The sequence below is a fragment of the Microbacterium sp. LMI12-1-1.1 genome, assembly GCF_040676455.1.
Taxonomy (GTDB): Bacteria; Actinomycetota; Actinomycetes; order Actinomycetales; family Microbacteriaceae; genus Microbacterium.
Genome location: NZ_JBEGIA010000012.1, coordinates 163,649 through 182,351 on the forward strand (window position 1 = coordinate 163,649; position 18,703 = coordinate 182,351).

Here is an 18,703-nt window from a genome sequence, read left to right on the forward strand (position 1 = left end):
ATGCACGCCGATCCCTGACTTCACGGTACCGGCGACCGTGTGTTCCACGTGAAACATCCCCGTCCCGCAGCGACTCGTTTGCGCTGTGATTCGACGGCGTTCAGACCATGACAGGGGGCCACTCGCCAACCGTCGCTGCTCAGTGTGGGTCAGCAGGAGTGTCCGTATAGGTCATCGAGCTGCGGTCGCCGCCGCACAAGCATGCGCTCGTTTACCCCGCCCGGCCAACAGAGCAACCCCATACGCCATCGCACACGCCCATCCGTCAGCCCGGTGGCGGTCGGGCCGTTTCACGTGAAACATGGCCGCAGCGACCGGCTCGCACCGTGATCCGAGGGCGTTCAGACCACGACCGCACCGCCGGCCAACCGTCAGTGCTCAGCATGGGCGAGCAGCAGTGTCCCTGCAGCTCTTCGGGCTGCGGCCCGGCCGCTCAACTAACCGCAGCTTCGCACCACCGGCCAACAAAGCACCGCGCTGAAAGATCGCATACGCCCCCTCCTTCACCGCAGCGAAGACCGGGTACTTTCACGCGAAACACCAAGCCGTGCCACCGTCCAACAACGAGCGCCCCGTCCGTACCGACACCCGAGCTGCAGCCTGGTCACGTCCGCCAGCCAACGGCCATGGCTTGAATCGGCGGCCTTCGGGAATCAAGCAATGTGTGCGATGCCCGCCGGATGCACCGCCGGACCTGCCACCGGTTCGCATCGTCATCCAAGCAGCCACTGACAACGACCGCACATGCTGCCGATGTGACTGCGCTCATCAGTGGTGTTGGCTTCACGTGAGACATCCGCGGCGGCCACAGCCGTGCAGCTGGCAACCGTTTTTGAAGCATCGTCCACCTCACGACCGACAACCACAGCACGTGCCGCCCGTCCATCGATGCTGGGCGAGTTTGGTACGCGTAGGGCAACGAGTGGCGACCGCCTTCACGCGCAATTTGCCGAGGGTTCTCCCCCTCAGCGCAGACGAAGGCCCGGCAGAGCCGCAGACCGCCGCCAGCGCCTGGGAGGGCGGTAGTAGTGGCCCACACGACGTAGTCGCGTCGCCTCCGGTGTGGCACTGCCACCGCACACCCGACCGCATCGTAGTCCGACTAGCACCGACCACCACGGCGCAGCGCACCCCGAAGTCTGTACTCACGGCGCGCGTGGGTGTTTCACGTGAAACATCAGGCTGCCGCTATTGCCCAGCGCGACCCACGCCGGTTCGCACCGTCACCCAGTAGATACGTCCGCGCACGACGGTCAACCATCACCCGTGGAGGAAGCGCATCGGCTCTCTACGCTGAGTGCTCGAGTCGCGGCGAAGGCGCCGCCGCGCAGCCGGCAACCGGTTCGCGCCGTGTATCAGCACACGGCAGGCCATCCGCACGGCATCTGACAGCGCCCACCCGTCAGTGCTCATCAAGCGACAGGTCTCGCGATCACATCGAGCCGCGACCGCCGTCCTGCGCAGACAGCTGCCGGTTTCTCCCCGGCGTCTCGTGCTACGACCAGACCGCAGGCTCACCCTGACCGCCCACAGTCGCGCCACGGGTGATTCACGCGACGCGTTCGAATCACGGCCGCGGCGTCGCGCTCACCAGTTGCACCTTCACCCAAGGCACGACCGACCACAGCGACGATCGCCACCCATCAGTCAGACTCCGCAGGCGCAGGGTGTTTCACGTGAAACATCCGCCCAGAGCCCACCACCCAGCGCCAGCCATCGATCGGTTCTCACGCCACCCGGTCCAGATCCCGACGACTAGCGCCGGCAAATCGTCAGTGGGCGGATGGGTGGTGTTTACACCACCTCTGTGAGTCACCGTGGCCCGCGCGCTGCCCGCCGGCTCGCACCGCTCCGCACCGCAGGCACTACCGACCGCGGCGACACGTGTCGAACACGCGCCGGCCCGGGAAGTGTTTCACGTGAAACATACGATTCGGTCATCGTTCAACCACCAACCACCGGATCGCACCGTCATCTCAGGGGAGTCTGCGCCATGACAGCAACGAATCCGATATCAACCCAACTGCCAACGGGTGCCGCCGCGCCTCCTGTCAGGCCTTCGAGCCGCTGCAATCTACGGCGCGCACCCAGGCACCGGCTCGCGCGGCACCCGAGGCGCCACCGACCGCGACGGTAGATCGCGGTCGACACGTCAGCTCAGGAGAGCGATGGTTTCACGTGAAACACTCGATGCGCGAGACTGTTCAGCCCACCAAACCCAGGTCGCATCGTCATCCCAGCGAGGTTCCGCCAGGACAGGACTGACCCGCAGACCGATTCGCAGTGCCCAACGGGTGCCGCCACCCTTCGTGCGAGCTTGCGGCCCACTGTGGGCGACGGCGCACAACCAGGCACCGGCTCGCGCCACAATCCGAGGCGCCACCGACCGCACCGCGTCTCGTGGCACCACCGACCGCGACAGCACATAGCGGTCACCCCGCCTCAGGGGACACTTGTTTCACGTGAAACGCTCGGTTCCGGCCAGTACTCGGCCCGCCAGCGCCGGCTCGCGCTGTCATCCCAGGGATTCTCGGCCACGCCACGACCGCACCGCAGATCAACCCAAAGCACTCAACGGGTACCACCAGGCCTGGCGTGGGGCTTTCGAGCCGCTGCAATCGATGGCGCGCAAGAGGCACCGGGTCGCGCCGCGCGCCCCCACACTCAACCGAACGCGACGGCAGATAGCGGCCACCTTCGGCGCAGTAGAGCGACTGCTTCAGGTGAAACACTCGCTTCCCACCGTTGGTCAGCCACCAGACCCGGGTGGCATCGTCAACCCGGCGATTCCGCTTCACAACAGGACCGAACCAAGATCGACCCGACGTGCCCAAGAGGTGCCACCGTGCCTCCCGTGAGGCTTTCGGGGCGCTGCCCACGGCACGAAGCCAAGCACCGGCTCGCGCCGCGGCCGAGGCGCCACCGGCGGCGACGGCGCATGGCAACAACCCGGCAGGTGGCGGGAGCGCTCTGTTTCACGTGAAACATCCGATCCGGCCATCGTTCAGCCACCGGTCCCGGCTCCGCGCCGTCATCCCAGGGAATCTCCGCCACGACAGCACCGAACCACACATCAACCCAAACTTCCCAACGGGCGTCACCGCGCCTCCTGTGAGGCTGTCGAGCCGCTGCAATCGACGACACGCACCGGCAGTTGGCACGCCCTGACATCCAGGGCACCACCAACCGCAGCAGCGCCTGCTGGACCATCAGTCAGAGCTGTAGACGGCGAGAAGCGCGGCGACGGGGAGAAGCGCGGCGACGGGGAAGTTCGGGCCCATTGCCGGTGCCAGCCCGATCCCTCCACCAGCTCGCTCGGTCGCCGGGCGCGTCCAGCGACCGCCGCACCAGGGACCAACAAGCGCGCTCGCGTCGAGCGAGAGTGGAGTGTTGACGCGAGGCATCCGAGGGGCGGCCTCACCGTCGACCAACCCGCCGACGCGGCTCACACTTGTGCACGCCAGCACGACCGTCACAGCATGGGCATCGCATCCATACGCGCTCCCACGGATGGCTGATTGACGCGAATGCCGAGCTGTGAACCCCGTCCCACGAACGCAACCACAGATTCGCGCCGTCATTCCGGGTAGCAACGGTCACCACTCCAACCGTCGACCAGTCGAAAACGCCGTGAACGGCTGCACGGCGGTTTGCGCGAGCACTTCGAGCGCCGTCGGCCGTCACGCGTCACCGACCACCGACTCGCAGCGACGACGTCCATGATCCCATCGACGACGGCGTCGCCTTCCATCCCATCGGACACCGCCCTGCGTGGGGGAGAAGCATGGTCCTCCAGAACCATGCCCGCAAACTCGTCGCCCACCGGTCGCTCGTTCGTGCAGGCAAGTCGCTCCACGACTTCCCACCGACCAACCGTCGCGCACTCTGCAGGCAAGTGATGTCGTAGAACGCGACCCATCCGAACTGCCGCCCCGGGCAGAGCAATCGGTCGCCCTTCGCACCCTCCTCCAAAGCCACCACCGATCAGACCTCCGATGTCGCCCGTCCGTCAGATCTCGTCGATGCGAGGGATGTTTCACGTGAAACATCCCCAGGCACGCTACGAGCGGGCACCAGGGCGCTCGCACCGGCGCGCACCTAACACCGGAGCATGCGACCAATCGTCGGTGCTGCAACGGGTACCGCGAATGCACACGCTCAACCCCGCCAGGCCCGCCGCCCCGCGCAAACCAGGCCCGCTCGGGCAGGAGCCCTTACCTGTCACCTGCGGGTGACCCCGACTTCACCGAGCCGCGTGCACCGCACGGGGGAGGGCCTGAGCCGTCGCCTGTCGAGAGCCCGGCTTTGAGGCTGCTGCTCCACGAGTCGCATGAAGTGCGACAACCCCAGAGCGCCTAGTCGCCGGAGGCTGCTTCGGTGACCTGTGACTCCGGCGCATCACACCCCAGCAGCGCACTCCGCGTCCAATCGTCGGTGCTCCAACAGGCGCGGCGGGTGCATACCTTCATCCGTCGCGCCCGCCGCCCGAGCGGAGCGGCCCGCGCAGTCAGTCGACCGTATTGATTGACACACCAGGCGGCGCCGCGCGCTGAGTCGCACCGTCCACCGCGCGCGGGGGAGGATCTGAGTTCGTCGCCTGCAACACCGATGCTCCGCGGCTTCTGGCACGAACCGCACGAACCCGCGAAGTGCGACGGCTTCCACTGTTCCAATCCGGCGGAGCAGCCGACCTCGTTCCGGACGGAACACCCGACTTCGTTCCGGACGGAACACCCGACCTCGTTCCGGGGGGACGACTACGAGCGCGGCGGGTATCGCTTCGACACCTCGTCGAGACGTGGGTACATCTGTCAGTCCGTCGAGCGTGACACAGGCTGAGACTGGTCACACGGGGTGTTTCACGTGAAACATGTCCACTTTCGGCCGCGTAAGCGTGCTGTGACTGTGGTCAGCTGCCACCCGCAGAGGCAGATGCGCGTCGGGGATGGGAAGCCCGAACCGCCCTAGGGACGCCACTTTCAGCACATCCGAACCATGGGCACGTGACAACGGCGCACAGCCCACACTCCCGGAACGCCGAACCGGAATCAGCGGACGGTGGCGCGGATCACCCGCGAAGGCTCCTCGAGCAGGTCCTCGCCGATGACTTCGACGCGCGCGTTCGTCACCTTGAACCTGCGGAGCTGCTTTTCGGCCGCCTCGATCTCGTTCGTGGCGCTCGTTCCCTTGAGGAGAATGAGTTCGCCACCGTCGCGCACCAGGGGAGCGGTGATCGGCACCAGGGTGCGCAGCGCGCTCACGGCCCGTGCGGTCACCGCATCCAGAACCGACCCACGCTTCCAGTCCTCGGCGCGCGCCCGAACCACCTCGACGTTGTCGAGTCCGAGCGTCTCGACCTGCTCCGACAGCCACGCGACGCGTCGCTCCATCGGCTCGATGAGGATCCACTCCACGTCGGGCCGGGCGATGGCGAGCACCAGACCCGGAAGCCCGGCGCCCGATCCCACGTCACCGACGCGACCCGAGAACAGCGGCGCAATCACGGCGCTGTTGAGGATATGCCGCGACCACAACCGCGGCGGCTCGAGGGGACCGATCAGTCCACGCTCTTCGCCGTGTGCGCCAAGTGCTGCGGCGAAGTGCCGGGCGACCTCGATGCGGTCGCCGAAGATCCCGGCGGCAACCGCGGGCTCCTGCTCGATCTCGATCATCGACGACCCGTCACACTCGACAGCGGATGTTTCACGTGAAACGTGCGGCTCAGCCGCGACGGATCACGGTGTGACGGTCGGCGCCGTCGCCGTACGACTCCGACACGAAGCCGCGCTCGGCAACGATGTCGTGGACGACCTTGCGCTCGTAGCTGGACATCGCGGGAAGCGAGGCCTGGGACGCACCATCGTCCAGTCGGGCGATCGCACGGTCGACGAGCGCAGTGAGCTCGTCGCGGCGCGCATCGCGCGACCCGCCGACATCCAGGATCAGGCGGGAGAACCGGCCTGTGCGGTTCTGCACCGCGATACGGGTCAGCTCCTGCAGCGCCTGCACCGTGTCGGGCGCGGCGATCAGGGCGACGGACCCGCCGGCGGGCGCTTCCACCGACACGTAGGCGCGGCCGGCACGGACATCGAGGTCGAGGTCGCCGTCGATGTCGGCGATGTCGAGCAGGCCTTCGATGAAGTCGGCGGCGACGTCGCCTTCCTCTTCGAGCTGCGCGACGGTGGCGGGAACCCGCTCCTCGCGCGTGTCGACGGAAGCGTACTCAGGGGACGTGGTCATGGCGTGATCCTCGTGTGTGACGTCGGGTCAGGAGCTGGAGCCGGAGCCGGCTGAGCCGCTGGAGTCGGTTTCCGCAGCGGGCGCAGCGCCGGGCTTCTGGCCAGGCTTCTGCCCCTGCTTCTTGGCGCGCTGCTTGCTGACCGGCTGCTGGCGCTTGGGGGTTGCCGCCTTCGCCTTCTCGGCCTCTTCGTACAGACGACGCTGCTCCGCGAGGTACTTCTCCATCGGCACGACCTTGCCCGATGCGTCGAGCGCCTTGCCCTTGCGAGCGAGACGCTCCTCGCGGGCCTTGGCCGCATCCGAGCCCGGAGTCGGCATCTCGCGGATGACCAGGAACTGCTGGCCCATCGTCCAGAGGTTCGACACGAACCAGTAGATGACGACGCCGAGCGGGAAGAAGACGCCCGAGAAGATGAAGCCCAGCGGCAGAACGTAGAGCATGATGCGCTGCATCTGGTACGCCTGGCCGGTCTTGGCCTCGGGGGAGAGGTTCTTCGAGATGATCTGCAGCTGCGTGAAAAACTGCGACGCGATCATCAGCACGACGAGCGTGATCAGGATGATGATCGCGGGGGTGTTGCCCGTGTTGAAGGCATCGATCAGCGTCTCGTGAAGCGACGCCACACCGAACAGCTTGGCGTTGTAGAACTCGGCCGTGAGCTCCGCGTTCAGCAGGCCCACGCCACCGATTCCGGCGTTGTAGTGCTTCGTGACGTCACTCAGCACGCTGTAGAGCGCGAAGAAGACGGGCATCTGCACGAGGAGCGGCAGACAGCTCGACACCGGAGTGGTGCCGTGCTTCTTATACAGCGCCATGGTCTCGCGGCTCATGGCCTCACGAGACAGCTGGTCCTTCTTACCCTTGTACTTCTCCTGAACTTTCCGCAGTTCAGGAGCGATTTCCATCATCTTGCGCTGGCTCTTGATCTGGCGCACGAAGAGCGGGATGAGCGCCGATCGAACGACGATGACGAGGCCCACGATCGACAGCACCCAGGTGATGCCGTCCGCGGCCGGCAGGCCGATGGCCGTGAAGAACCAGTGCCAGAAGACGAGCACGGCCTCGACGGCCCACTTCAGGGGCCAGAGGATGATCCCGAAGAGATCGAACCCGCCGCCCGTCGGTGGGGGTGTGGGCGAAGGCGTCGAGGCCAGGGCTGACATGAGATCCATGTGGAGGATCAGTCCTTTCCGGTGGGGGCAGGCACGACGTACCCATGACGGGTCAGTTCGTGCCGGAAGTGCTTGTGGGGCGGCACGTCATCGACGCCGCCGACGGCCCACGGGTGGCATCGGGCGAGGCGCGCTGCGGTGAGCGCTGCGCCCTTCACGGCTCCGTGCTGCTGCACCGCGCCGACGGCGTACGCCGAACACGAGGGGTAGTACTTGCAGACGTCGCCGTAGGTGTGGGAGATGGTGGCACGGTATCCGTGCAGCAACGCCAGAACGGCGTTGCGGGGGAGCAGTGGAACGCTCCGGAGAGAATCGGATGCCGAGAACTCGGCCTCGCCGAGGGCGTAGCCGGGCAGGACGCTCATCGGGTCCTCCGCGCCAGGCACTTCTCGACGTCGCGGCGCAGATCGGCGAACGACGCGGATGCCGCGCTCGGCAGAGCGCGGATCACGATGTCATCGCCGGCAGCGACAGTCTCGAGCGACTCGAAGCAGAGGGCTTTGAGCCGACGGCGGATGGTGTTGCGCACGACGGCGCCACCGACCTGCCTGCTGACGATGAAACCGAACCGCGCCGGACCATCGGTCACGGCGCGGTTCACGTATGTCACGGTGTGCGCTCCGGCACACCGACGGCCCCGACGGACGACGGCCTTGTACTCCGCTCCGCGGGTGAGTCGGTTCCGCCTCCCGAGCACCGCTCGGCTCAGGCCGAGAGCTCGGTGCGCCCCTTGGCGCGACGAGCCGAGAGGATGCCGCGGCCGGCGCGCGTGCGCATGCGGGCGCGGAAGCCGTGCTTCTTGGCGCGGCGGCGGTTGTTGGGCTGGAAGGTGCGCTTGCTCATGGGAACTACTTCCGATCAGGTGTCACCGGGACGCTCGAGACCGGGGACGTGTGTACAGGGGCGACTGCCACGAAGGCATAAGTCAACCGATTAAGGCTACGTCGTGTCGCCTCATAACTCAAACCGAGCGCAGAACGTGTCATTATGCACCGAGGATGCATTCGACCCTGGCACCGACACGCAGGGCGGATCTACAGTGGAGTTTGCTCACGCGACGCCCGCTGACTAGCGTGGCTCCGGCAGTTATCCACAGGCCTGGACCGACGTTTCCGCGGCTTCCGGTGGAAACATCGACAACCCGGGGGGGCCATGACACCGCACGAAGTTCCAGACGTTCCGGTCTGGACGGCCGTACTGGACGAACTCGTGCGCGACGATCGCATCACCCCGCAGCTCCACGGCTTCATCAGCCTGGCCGTGCCGCAGGGTGTCATGGGGGGAACGCTGTACCTCGACGTTCCCAATGATCTGACCGCCGCGCAGTTCACCAAGCGCATGCGCGCGCCGATCCTCGAGGCTCTCACGCGGGTCGTGCAGGACGGGCAGAACCCGGCGTCGACGTTCCGTGTCGTCGTCAATCCGGATCTGGCGGACGCGCATCTCACCGCGCCGATCCCGATCCAGTCGACCGCGCAGGTCATCCCGTCGGCCGCGCCCATCGGGCGCCCGCACCTCGACGAGCCGGCGGACACGGCATCCGTCTCGCGCAGCGACACCCGCCTCAACCCGAAGTACACGTTCGACAACTTCGTCATCGGCCAGTCCAACCGATTCGCCCATGCGGCGGCCGTCGCGGTCGCCGAGGCGCCGGCGAAGGCGTACAACCCACTGTTCATCTACGGCGACTCCGGGCTCGGCAAGACCCACCTCCTCCATGCCATCGGCGACTACGCCCTCAGCCTGTACGCCGGCATCCGCGTGCGGTACGTGTCGAGCGAGGAATTCACGAACGACTTCATCAACTCGATCGCCAACAACCGGGGTTCGGCATTCCAAGCGCGGTATCGGGATGTCGACATCCTGCTGATCGATGACATCCAGTTCCTGCAGGGGCGTGCCGAGACGCAGGAGGCGTTCTTCCACACGTTCAACCAGCTGCACGACCACGACAAGCAGGTCGTGATCACCAGCGACGTGCCGCCGAAGCACCTGACGGGCTTCGAGGACCGCATGCGCAGCCGGTTCGAATGGGGCCTCATCACCGATGTGCAGGCGCCCGACCTCGAGACGCGCATCGCGATCCTGCGCAAGAAGGCGCAGTCCGAGCGCCTCCACATCCCCGACGAGGTGATGGAGTACATCGCGACCGTCGTGTCATCGAACATCCGCGAACTCGAGGGCGCTCTCATCCGCGTCTCGGCGTTCGCGAGCCTCAACCGCTCGACTCTCGACATGTCGCTCGCGCAGACCGTGCTGCGCGACATCGTCGATCAAGATGACGCCAACGTCATCTCGCCGACCGACATCATCACGGCCACGGCCGCCTACTTCAAGCTCACCGTCGACGACCTGTACGGCTCGAGCCGCTCGCAGTCCGTCGCCACGGCACGCCAGATCGCCATGTACCTGTGTCGCGAGCGCACGAGCCTGTCACTGCCCAAGATCGGCCAGCTGTTCGGCAACCGCGACCACACCACCGTCATGTACGCGTACAAGAAGATCAGCGAGCTCATGAAGGAGCGCCGTTCGATCTACAACCAGGTGACGGAGATCACCGCTCAGCTCGGCCGCAACGGTCGCTGACGATCCGCTTACACCCCTCGATGGGTCCGTGCGTTACGACGCGCGGGCCCATCACTGCATATGCCCGAAGAAGTTCTTGACAGGTGCCGCGCACAGGGCCATCATTCCGGTTCTGCACAGTGTGGAAAACCTGTGGATAACTCTTCAAGCCTGCGGAAACCCCTGTGAGCGAGCGGGGGAAGCCTGTGGATGGATTGCGGATGCCGGGAGCCGCGGCATCCGTCTTCCCGACGTCCCTCCGCAGCCGTTCCACAACTCACACTCTTGTGGTTTCCCTGTCCCGACTGGCAACGCGCGAGTTGTCCACAGTTTCCACAGTCGTTAACACCATGACAAGAAATCTCTTTGATGAACCCGTCCGATCACCTTGGCGGTGGAGAGCTCCGCGCCGGACGGAGCCGGACTGGCAATCTCGGAGCCTGGCACTAGCATGAGAACCCCGAGCCCGTAGCCTGTGGGCCCGCTGCAGAGGAGCGTTCGTGAAGTTCCACGTCAATCGCGATGTGTTCAGCGAAGCCGTATCGTTCGTCGTCAAGCTTCTACCGCAGCGCAATCCGCAGCCGATCCTCGCTGGCGTGCTGATCGAGGCATCCGCCGAGGGCCTCTCGCTCGCAGCGTTCGACTACGAGGCGTCGGCCCGCACCACCATCGACGCGACCGTCGATGACCCGGGCACGATCCTCGTCCACGGCCGGCTGCTCTCCGACATCGCCAGCCGTCTGCCGAACGCCCCGATCCAGATCGAGGTCGACGACGACGGCGGCATCCTGCTGACCTGCGGCTCCGCACGGTTCACCCTCGCGTCCATGCCGGTGCAGGAGTATCCCGCGATCCCCGAGGTCACCGGCGACTCCGGCCTCGTTCCCTCCGAGGACTTCGCCACCGCGATCGCCCAGGTGGCGTTCGCCGCGTCGCGCGACGACGTGACCCCCGTTCTCACCGGCGTGCAGCTCGAGGTCTCGGGCACGAGCCTCAGCCTGGTCGCGACCGACCGCTACCGTGTCGCACTCCGCGAGATCCCGTGGGACGGCGGCGGCACCGCCACCGACGAGTCGACGACGGCGCTCGTGCCGGCGCGCACCCTGACCGAGGTCGGCAAGACGTTCGCGCACGGCGGTGACATCTCCATCGCCTTCTCGGGCTCGGGCGATCGCGAGATCATCGCGTTCACCGCGGGCAACAAGACCGTGACGTCGCTGCTCATCAAGGGCAACTTCCCGCCCGTCCGGCGTCTCTTCCCCGCGCAGACCGAGCACCACGCGGTGGTCAACACGGCAGAGCTCGCCGAAGCGGTGCGCCGCGTGTCGCTGGTGCTCGACCGTTCCGCGCCGCTGCGGTTCACGTTCACGGCCGACAGCGTCTCGATGGACGCATCGGGAACCGAGCAGGCGCGTGCGACCGAGTCGGTCGATGCGACGCTCCTCGGCGGCGACGAGGTGACCCTCGGCCTCAACCCGCAGTACCTGCTCGAGTCGCTCGGCGCGGTCAAGAGCGAGTTCGTGCGGATCACGTTCACCTCGAGCGAGAACGCGAACAAGCTCAGCCCGGTGCTGATCACCCCGCAGACCTCGGTCGATCGCGCCGGTTCGGAATCGTTCCGGTACCTGCTGCAGCCCAACCTGCTGCTGCGCTGACCAGCATCCCGGCGTCGGCGCCGATCACTAGGCTTGTCCGGTGATCGTGGAGCACCTGAGTCTGGTCGACTTCCGCAACTATGCGGCCGCCGACGTCGAGCTCGGGCCCGGGCCGAACGTCTTCGTCGGCCGCAACGGTCAGGGCAAGACGAATCTCGCCGAAGCGATCGCGTTCTTCGCGACACTGGGGTCGCATCGCGTCTCGAACGACGCTCCGATGGTGCGTGACGGAGCGGATGCCGCGATCATCCGCGCCCGGTTGGCGCACGGCGACCGTCGTGTGCAGCTCGAGGTCCAGGTCAACCGGCAGGGCTCCAACAAGGCGCGGGTCAACGGTGCGTCGGTGAAGCCGACCGAGTTGCCCCGGTACGCGCAGGTGGTGCTGTTCGCGCCCGAGGATCTGCAGATCGTCCGCGGCGATCCGTCTGCGCGCCGGCGTTTCGCCGATCAGCTGCTGGTGCAGCGCGCTCCCCGCATGGCGGGAGTGCTCGCGGACTATGATCGCGTGCTCAAGCAGCGCACCGCGCTGCTGAAATCGGCGAAGGCGCGGGGCATCCGGGGCGACGCGCTGTCGACGCTCGACGTCTGGGACGACAAGCTCGTCTCGCTCGGCACGCAGCTCATCGCTGCCCGACTCGCGCTCGCGACCGATCTCGCAACGCCCCTCGCCGCCGCATACACCGCGATCGCCGGCGCCGACCATGACCCGCAGATCGAGTGGGCGCTCTCGGTCGCCGGCGCGGTGAGCGATGAGGACGGCGACGCCGGCTCCGGATCGGCCGTGTCAGCGTCCGCGGCGCCCGGCGAGCCCGCGGATTCCTCCGCCGACCGCATCGCGGATCTCTTCCGCCAGGCGTTGGCGGCGAAGCGCACGTCCGAGCTGGAACGCGGGCTGACGCTGGTGGGTCCGCATCGCGATGACCTGCTGCTGCGCATCCGCGGACTTCCGGTGAAGGGCTATGCCTCGCACGGCGAGTCCTGGTCCGTCGCTCTCTCGCTGCGCCTCGCGTCGGCGGAGCTGCTGCGTGCCGACTCACGCCTCGGCGACCCGGTGCTCATCCTGGACGACGTGTTCGCCGAGCTCGACACCGACCGCCGGTCCCGTCTCGCCCAGCTCGCCGCCGGCTACGAGCAGGTGGTCGTGACCGCCGCGGTGGAGGGCGACGTGCCGGAGGGGCTCCGGGCCCGCATGGTCCGGGTGGAGGCCGGGCGCATCCTCGACCCCGCGGACGCGGAGGCGGCGGATGCCTGATCCTTCGGCCGGCCCGGGCGCCGAGCCCCAGAAGTCGCCGGATGCCGTCGGCGGCCCCGGTACCGGGGGCGTCCCCGACCGCACGGACGTTCCCGAGACCATCGCGACGTACCTGCGGCTGCGTGGACTCGAGCCCTCGGCGCGGTCGTTCCGCAAGCGCCGCCGCCGCACCGTCGACGACGACAACATCCCCTTCGCTCCCGGGCGCGACCCCCGCGGCGTGGGTGACGTCATCGCGGACCTCACCCGCGAGGCCGGGTGGAACGGCCAGCTCGCCCGTGAAGACGTCGTCCGCGCGTGGGCCGAGGTCGCCGGCGAGGACACCGCACGGCACACCCGCCCTGTCGCGTTCTCGGAGGGGTCGCTGACGGTGCAGGCGGACTCCACGGCCTGGGCGAAACAGCTCCAGCTGATGCGCGCGCACATCCTCTCGGAGATCGTCCGCCGCTTCCCCGAGGCGAAGGTCGACTCGGTCCGCTTCATCGGGCCCGACGTCCCCTCCTGGAAATGGGGTCCCAGAACGATTCCAGGCCGCGGTCCGCGCGATACCTACGGATAAGCCACGTTCGGAGTCATCCGAGCATCTTTCATCCCCTTACAGGGGCGTAGAGCGCTGTGATCGGGCCGTTACCCGATAGACTGTCAGGGCCCCCATCGAAGGATTTGGAGCCCTCGCGAAGATGACGTCTGACACCCCCGATAACGTTTCCGAGGAACCCGAAACGCCCGACAAGGCTCCCAACGCGTACGGGGCAGACGACATCCAGGTCCTGGAAGGTCTCGAAGCGGTGCGAAAGCGCCCGGGCATGTACATCGGCTCGACCGGTGAGCGCGGCCTGCACCATCTGGTCTACGAGATCGTCGACAACTCCGTCGATGAGGCACTGGCCGGCTACTGCGACACCATCAACGTCACGATCCTGCCTGACGGCGGCATCCGCTGCGTCGACAACGGCCGCGGCATCCCGGTCGGCATCCACCGCACCGAGGGCAGGTCGACGGTCGAGGTGGTGCTCACCGTGCTGCACGCCGGCGGCAAGTTCGGCGGCGGCGGGTATGCCGTCTCGGGCGGTCTGCACGGCGTCGGCTCGTCGGTCGTCAACGCGCTCTCGACGCGCCTCGAGGTCGAGGTCAAGCGCGAAGGGTACGTGTGGCGGCAGTCCTACCGCGACGGCGGGCAGCCGCAGGCGCCCCTCGCGAAGGGCCAGCCCACCGAAGAGACCGGCACGGTCATCGAGTTCTGGCCCGACGACACGATCTTCGAGTCGGTGCACTACGACTACGACACGCTGCGCACCCGGTTCCAGCAGACGGCCTTCCTGAACAAGGGACTGCGCATCACGCTGTCCGACGAGCGTCCCGGGTCGGCGTACGTCACCGACGCCGAGGGCGGCGGGTCCGAGGAGCGCCAGCCCTACGATGACTTCTACTACGAGCGCGGTCTCGTCGACTACGTGGAGTACCTCAACAAGGTGCGGCACGCTGATGTCGTCAACGACGAGATCATCGAGATCGAGTCGGAAGACACGACGCGCCACATCTCTCTCGAGCTCGCCATGCAGTGGACCACGAGCTACACCGAGAACGTGTTCACCTTCGCGAACACCATCAACACGCATGAGGGCGGCACGCACGAAGAAGGCTTCCGCGCGGCGCTGACGACCCTGGTCAACAAGTACGCGCGCGACAAGAACCTCCTCAAGGAGAAGGACGACAACCTCACCGGCGACGACATCCGCGAGGGACTCACGGCCGTCATCTCGGTGAAGCTCTCCGAGCCGCAGTTCGAGGGTCAGACCAAGACGAAGCTCGGCAACACCGAGGCGAAGTCGTTCGTGCAGAAGGTCGTGGGCGACCAGCTCGGCGACTGGCTCGAGCGCAACCCGGTGCAGGCCAAGCGCGTCATCACGAAGGCGATCGACGCGGCCACCGCGCGCATGGCGGCACGCAAGGCGCGCGAGACCGCGCGTCGCAAGAGCGTCTTCGAGTCGGCTGCGATGCCCGACAAGCTCAAGGACTGCACCAGCAAGGATCCCTCGATCAGCGAGATCTTCCTCGTGGAGGGCGACTCGGCCGGCGGTTCCGCGGTCTCGGGGCGCGACCCGCATACCCAGGCGATCCTGGCCCTGCGCGGCAAGATCCTCAACGTCGAGCGCGCCCGCCTCGACAAGGCGCTGGCCAACAAAGAGGTCCAGGCGATGATCCAGGCCTTCGGCACGGGCATCGGCGAGGACTTCGACATCGACAAGGCCCGCTATCACAAGATCGTGCTGATGGCGGATGCCGATGTCGACGGCCAGCACATCACCACGCTGCTGCTCACCCTGCTGTTCCGCTACATGCGCGGGCTCATCGAGGCCGGCTTCGTCTACCTCGCGATGCCCCCGCTGTACCGGCTGAAGTGGACCAACTCGGCGCACGAGTACGTGTACTCCGACAAGGAGCGCGACGCGCTGCTCGAGGACGGGCTGGCCAACGGCAAGCGGATCCCCAAGGACTCCGGCATCCAGCGGTACAAGGGCCTCGGCGAGATGAACGCCAAGGAACTGTGGGAGACCACGATGGACCACACGACCCGGACGCTGCGTCAGGTCACCATCGACGACGCGGCCGCCGCCGACGAGATCTTCTCCGTCCTGATGGGCGAGGACGTCGAGTCCCGCCGCACGTTCATCCAGCGCAACGCCAAGGACGTCCGCTTCCTCGACATCTGACCGGGCACAGGCCCGGTCATTGAGCGAGCACAGCGAGACGAAACGCACAGACACGAAAGAAGCCCATGGCTGAAGACGAACGCCCCGAGCCTGAGCACGAGCACGGCCGCATCGACCAGGTCGATCTGCAGCTCGAGATGCAGCGCAGCTATCTCGACTACGCGATGGCCGTCATCATCGGCCGCGCACTCCCCGACGTTCGCGATGGCCTGAAGCCGGTGCACCGCCGCGTGATCTACGGCATGTACGACGGCGGGTTCCGCCCCGACAAGTCCTTCTCGAAGTGCGCCCGCGTCGTCGGCGAGGTCATGGGCCAGTACCACCCGCACGGCGACACGGCGATCTACGACGCCCTCGTCCGTCTGGTGCAGCCCTGGTCGCTGCGGTACCCGCTGGCGCAGGGTCAGGGCAACTTCGGCTCGCCCGGCAACATGGGCGCCGCCGCCCCGCGATACACCGAGACGAAGATGGCTCAGCTCGCGCTCGAGATGGTGCGCGACATCGAGGAAGAGACCGTCGACTTCCAGGACAACTACGACGGGCAGACGCAGGAGCCGTCGGTTCTGCCGGCGCGTTTCCCGAACCTGCTGGTCAACGGCTCCGTCGGCATCGCCGTCGGCATGGCGACCAACATCCCGCCGCACAACCTGCGTGAGGTCTCCGCGGGCGCACTGTGGGCGCTGGAGCACCCGGACGCCTCGCGCGAGGAGCTGCTCGAGGCGCTCATGGAGCGCATCCCCGGTCCGGACTTCCCGACCGGCGCGCAGATCCTCGGCACGAAGGGCATCCGCGAGGCGTACCGCACCGGGCGCGGGTCGATCACGATGCGCGCCGTCGTCGCGATCGAGGAGATCCAGGGGCGCACCTGCCTCGTCATCACCGAGCTGCCGTACCAGGTGAACCCCGACAACCTCGCGGTGAAGATCGGCGATCTCGCCCGCGACGGCAAGATCACCGGCATCGCCGACATCCGCGACGAGACCTCCGATCGCACCGGTCAGCGTCTCGTGGTGGTCCTCAAGCGGGATGCCGTCGCCAAGGTCGTGCTGAACAACCTGTACAAGCACACGCAGCTGCAGGAGAACTTCGGCGCGAACATGCTCGCGATCGTCGACAACGTGCCCCGCACGCTCGCCCTCGACGGCTTCATCGCGCTGTGGGTGGACCACCAGATCGACGTCATCGTCCGGCGCACCACCTACCGGCTGCGCAAGGCCGAGGAGCGCATGCACATCCTGCGCGGCTACCTCAAGGCGCTCGACGCGCTCGACGAGGTCATCGCGCTGATCCGCCGGTCGCCGACGGTGCAGGAGGCGAACGAGGGCCTCCAGAAGCTTCTCGACATCGACGACGTGCAGGCCGACGCGATCCTGCAGATGCAGCTGCGCCGCCTGGCCGCCCTCGAACGCCAGAAGATCATCGACGAGGCCGCCGAGCTCGAGCGCCAGATCGCCGACTACCAGGACATCCTGGCCACCCCGCAGCGACAGCGCGACATCGTGCGCGAGGAGCTGACGGCGATCGTCGACAAGTTCGGCGACGAGCGCCGCACGCACATCCTCCACGGGTTCGACGGCGACATGTCGATGGAAGACCTCATCCCCGAAGAGGAGATGGTGATCTCCGTCACGCGCGACGGCTACATCAAGCGCACCCGCAGCGACAACTACCGCCAGCAGCACCGCGGCGGCAAGGGCGTCAAGGGTGCGCAGCTGCGCGCCGACGACGTGGTGGAGCACTTCTTCGTCACGACGACCCACCACTGGCTCCTGTTCTTCACGAACAAGGGCCGCGTGTACCGGTCCAAGGCGTACGAGGTGCCGGAGGCCGGCCGCGACGCCAAGGGACAGCACGTCGCCAACCTTCTGGCGCTCCAGCCCGACGAGGAGATCGCGCAGATCCTCGACATCCGCGACTACTCGGTCGCCACCTACCTGGTGCTCGCCACGCGCAACGGCCTCGTCAAGAAGACCCGCCTGACCGAGTACGACACCAACCGCCAGGGCGGCATCATCGCCATCAAGCTGCGCGGTCAGGTGCCCGAGGAGGGCGACGACGACGAAGCGGGCCCCGACGACGAAGTCGTCAGCGCCCTGCTCGTGGACGAGGGCGACGACATCCTGCTCATCAGCCGGCACGGCATGTCGCTGCGCTTCTCGGCCACCGATTCGGCGCTCCGTCCGATGGGCCGTTCGACGTCGGGTGTGAAGGGCATGGACTTCCGCGCCGGCGACAGCCTGCTCTCGGCATCCGTCGCCACCGACGACGGGTATGTCTTCGTGGTGACCGAGGGCGGATACGCCAAGCGCACGGCCGTGGACCAGTACCGCGTACAGAACCGCGGCGGACTGGGCATCAAGGTGGCCAAACTCAGCGAGGATCGGGGCGATCTCGCGGGTGGTCTGATCGTCTCCGAGGACGACGAGGTCTTGGTGGTTCTTGCCAGCGGCAAGGTGGTACGCTCTGCCGTGGCCGAGGTCCCCGCCAAGGGTCGAGACACGATGGGTGTCGTGTTCGCCCGCTCCGGCGATGACGACCGCATCCTCGCAATCGCCCGAAACGGTGAACGCGGCCTTGCCGAAGAACCCGAGGACGCCGCCGACGGAGCCGAACAGGCACCGTCACCTGAGACCCCGTCATCAGAAGACACCGACGGGTCGGATGCCTCCCCCGAGACCCCCGAAGAGAGCACTGACGCATGAGCACGGTAGCCGACAAGCTCGCCAAGAAATCGAGTCACAAGACCAGCGCCAAGCAGGTGCGCCTGCGCCTGGTGTACGTGGACTTCTGGTCCGCGGTGAAGCTGTCCTTCCTCGCCGCGATCGCGATCGCGGTGGTGACCGTCGTCGCCTTCGTGATGGTCTTCCTGGTGGTGCAGACCACCGGCCTGATCGACAAGGCCGATGAGTTCTTCTCCAGCTTCTCGGACGGCAGCATCCTGCTGTCGGACTTCGTGAGCTTCCCGCAGGTGCTGGCCTTCTCGGCCGTCGTCGCGATCCTCAACCTCGTGGTCTTCACGGTGCTCGGCGCCGTGATCGCGGGCATCTACAACCTGGCTGTCAAGGTCACCGGCGGCCTGCTCGTCGGCTTCACCTCGAACTGAC

At 67.0% G+C, this 18,703-nt stretch carries 13 protein-coding genes; 7 read left to right on the forward strand and 6 right to left on the reverse strand.

Annotated features, from left to right (window positions below; translation table 11 throughout):
- Window positions 1-5,048: 5,048 nt before the first annotated feature.
- From rsmG to rpmH, 6 genes are read right to left on the reverse strand one after another with little or no spacing between them, the layout of a single operon-like run.
- The gene (rsmG, locus tag MRBLMI12_RS09465; RefSeq protein ID WP_363356042.1) at window positions 5,049-5,672 is read right to left on the reverse strand and encodes a 16S rRNA (guanine(527)-N(7))-methyltransferase RsmG; all 624 of its coding nucleotides are present in this window, start codon (window positions 5,670-5,672) and stop codon (window positions 5,049-5,051) included.
- A gap of 49 nt (window positions 5,673-5,721) precedes the next feature.
- Window positions 5,722-6,240, reverse strand: a complete 519-nt coding sequence (locus tag MRBLMI12_RS09470) for a protein jag (protein WP_308866339.1) — start codon at window positions 6,238-6,240, stop codon at window positions 5,722-5,724.
- 27 nt (window positions 6,241-6,267) lie between these two features.
- The gene (gene yidC, locus MRBLMI12_RS09475; RefSeq protein WP_363356044.1) at window positions 6,268-7,413 is read right to left on the reverse strand and encodes a membrane protein insertase YidC; all 1,146 of its coding nucleotides are present in this window, start codon (window positions 7,411-7,413) and stop codon (window positions 6,268-6,270) included.
- 8 nt (window positions 7,414-7,421) lie between these two features.
- On the reverse strand, window positions 7,422-7,778 hold the full coding sequence (gene yidD / locus MRBLMI12_RS09480) for a membrane protein insertion efficiency factor YidD (protein WP_363356046.1): 357 nt from the start codon (window positions 7,776-7,778) through the stop codon (window positions 7,422-7,424).
- On the reverse strand, window positions 7,775-8,110 hold the full coding sequence (rnpA, locus tag MRBLMI12_RS09485) for a ribonuclease P protein component (protein WP_363356048.1): 336 nt from the start codon (window positions 8,108-8,110) through the stop codon (window positions 7,775-7,777). Before rnpA ends, yidD begins: the two co-directional genes overlap by 4 nt.
- 8 nt (window positions 8,111-8,118) lie before the next feature.
- Complete coding sequence (gene rpmH / locus MRBLMI12_RS09490) at window positions 8,119-8,256, reverse strand: 50S ribosomal protein L34 (RefSeq protein ID WP_055952712.1); 138 nt, start codon at window positions 8,254-8,256, stop codon at window positions 8,119-8,121.
- Window positions 8,257-8,565: 309 nt separating this feature from the next.
- On the opposite strand from rpmH, the gene dnaA reads away from it, so the two are divergent.
- From dnaA to MRBLMI12_RS09525, 7 genes are all read left to right on the forward strand, one after another.
- Window positions 8,566-9,999: a chromosomal replication initiator protein DnaA gene (gene dnaA / locus MRBLMI12_RS09495; protein WP_363356051.1), complete on the forward strand. Its 1,434-nt coding sequence runs from the start codon at window positions 8,566-8,568 to the stop codon at window positions 9,997-9,999.
- Window positions 10,000-10,478: 479 nt separating this feature from the next.
- On the forward strand, window positions 10,479-11,633 hold the full coding sequence (dnaN, locus tag MRBLMI12_RS09500; RefSeq protein ID WP_363356053.1) for a DNA polymerase III subunit beta: 1,155 nt from the start codon (window positions 10,479-10,481) through the stop codon (window positions 11,631-11,633).
- Window positions 11,634-11,673: 40 nt separating this feature from the next.
- Complete coding sequence (recF, locus tag MRBLMI12_RS09505) at window positions 11,674-12,885, forward strand: DNA replication/repair protein RecF (protein WP_363356055.1); 1,212 nt, start codon at window positions 11,674-11,676, stop codon at window positions 12,883-12,885.
- Window positions 12,878-13,444 (forward strand): DUF721 domain-containing protein, encoded by a 567-nt coding sequence (locus tag MRBLMI12_RS09510; protein ID WP_363356057.1) that lies wholly within the window; start codon window positions 12,878-12,880, stop codon window positions 13,442-13,444. The genes recF and MRBLMI12_RS09510 overlap by 8 nt, the downstream gene beginning before the upstream one ends.
- Window positions 13,445-13,565: 121 nt before the next feature.
- Window positions 13,566-15,599, forward strand: a complete 2,034-nt coding sequence (gyrB, locus tag MRBLMI12_RS09515; protein ID WP_363356059.1) for a DNA topoisomerase (ATP-hydrolyzing) subunit B — start codon at window positions 13,566-13,568, stop codon at window positions 15,597-15,599.
- A 65-nt stretch (window positions 15,600-15,664) separates the two neighbouring features.
- Window positions 15,665-18,301, forward strand: coding sequence for a DNA gyrase subunit A (gene gyrA / locus MRBLMI12_RS09520; protein WP_349425719.1), 2,637 nt, complete (start codon window positions 15,665-15,667; stop codon window positions 18,299-18,301).
- Window positions 18,298-18,702, forward strand: coding sequence for a DUF3566 domain-containing protein (locus MRBLMI12_RS09525; RefSeq protein WP_331906620.1), 405 nt, complete (start codon window positions 18,298-18,300; stop codon window positions 18,700-18,702). Before gyrA ends, MRBLMI12_RS09525 begins: the two co-directional genes overlap by 4 nt.
- The last annotated feature ends 1 nt before the right edge of the window (window position 18,703 follow it).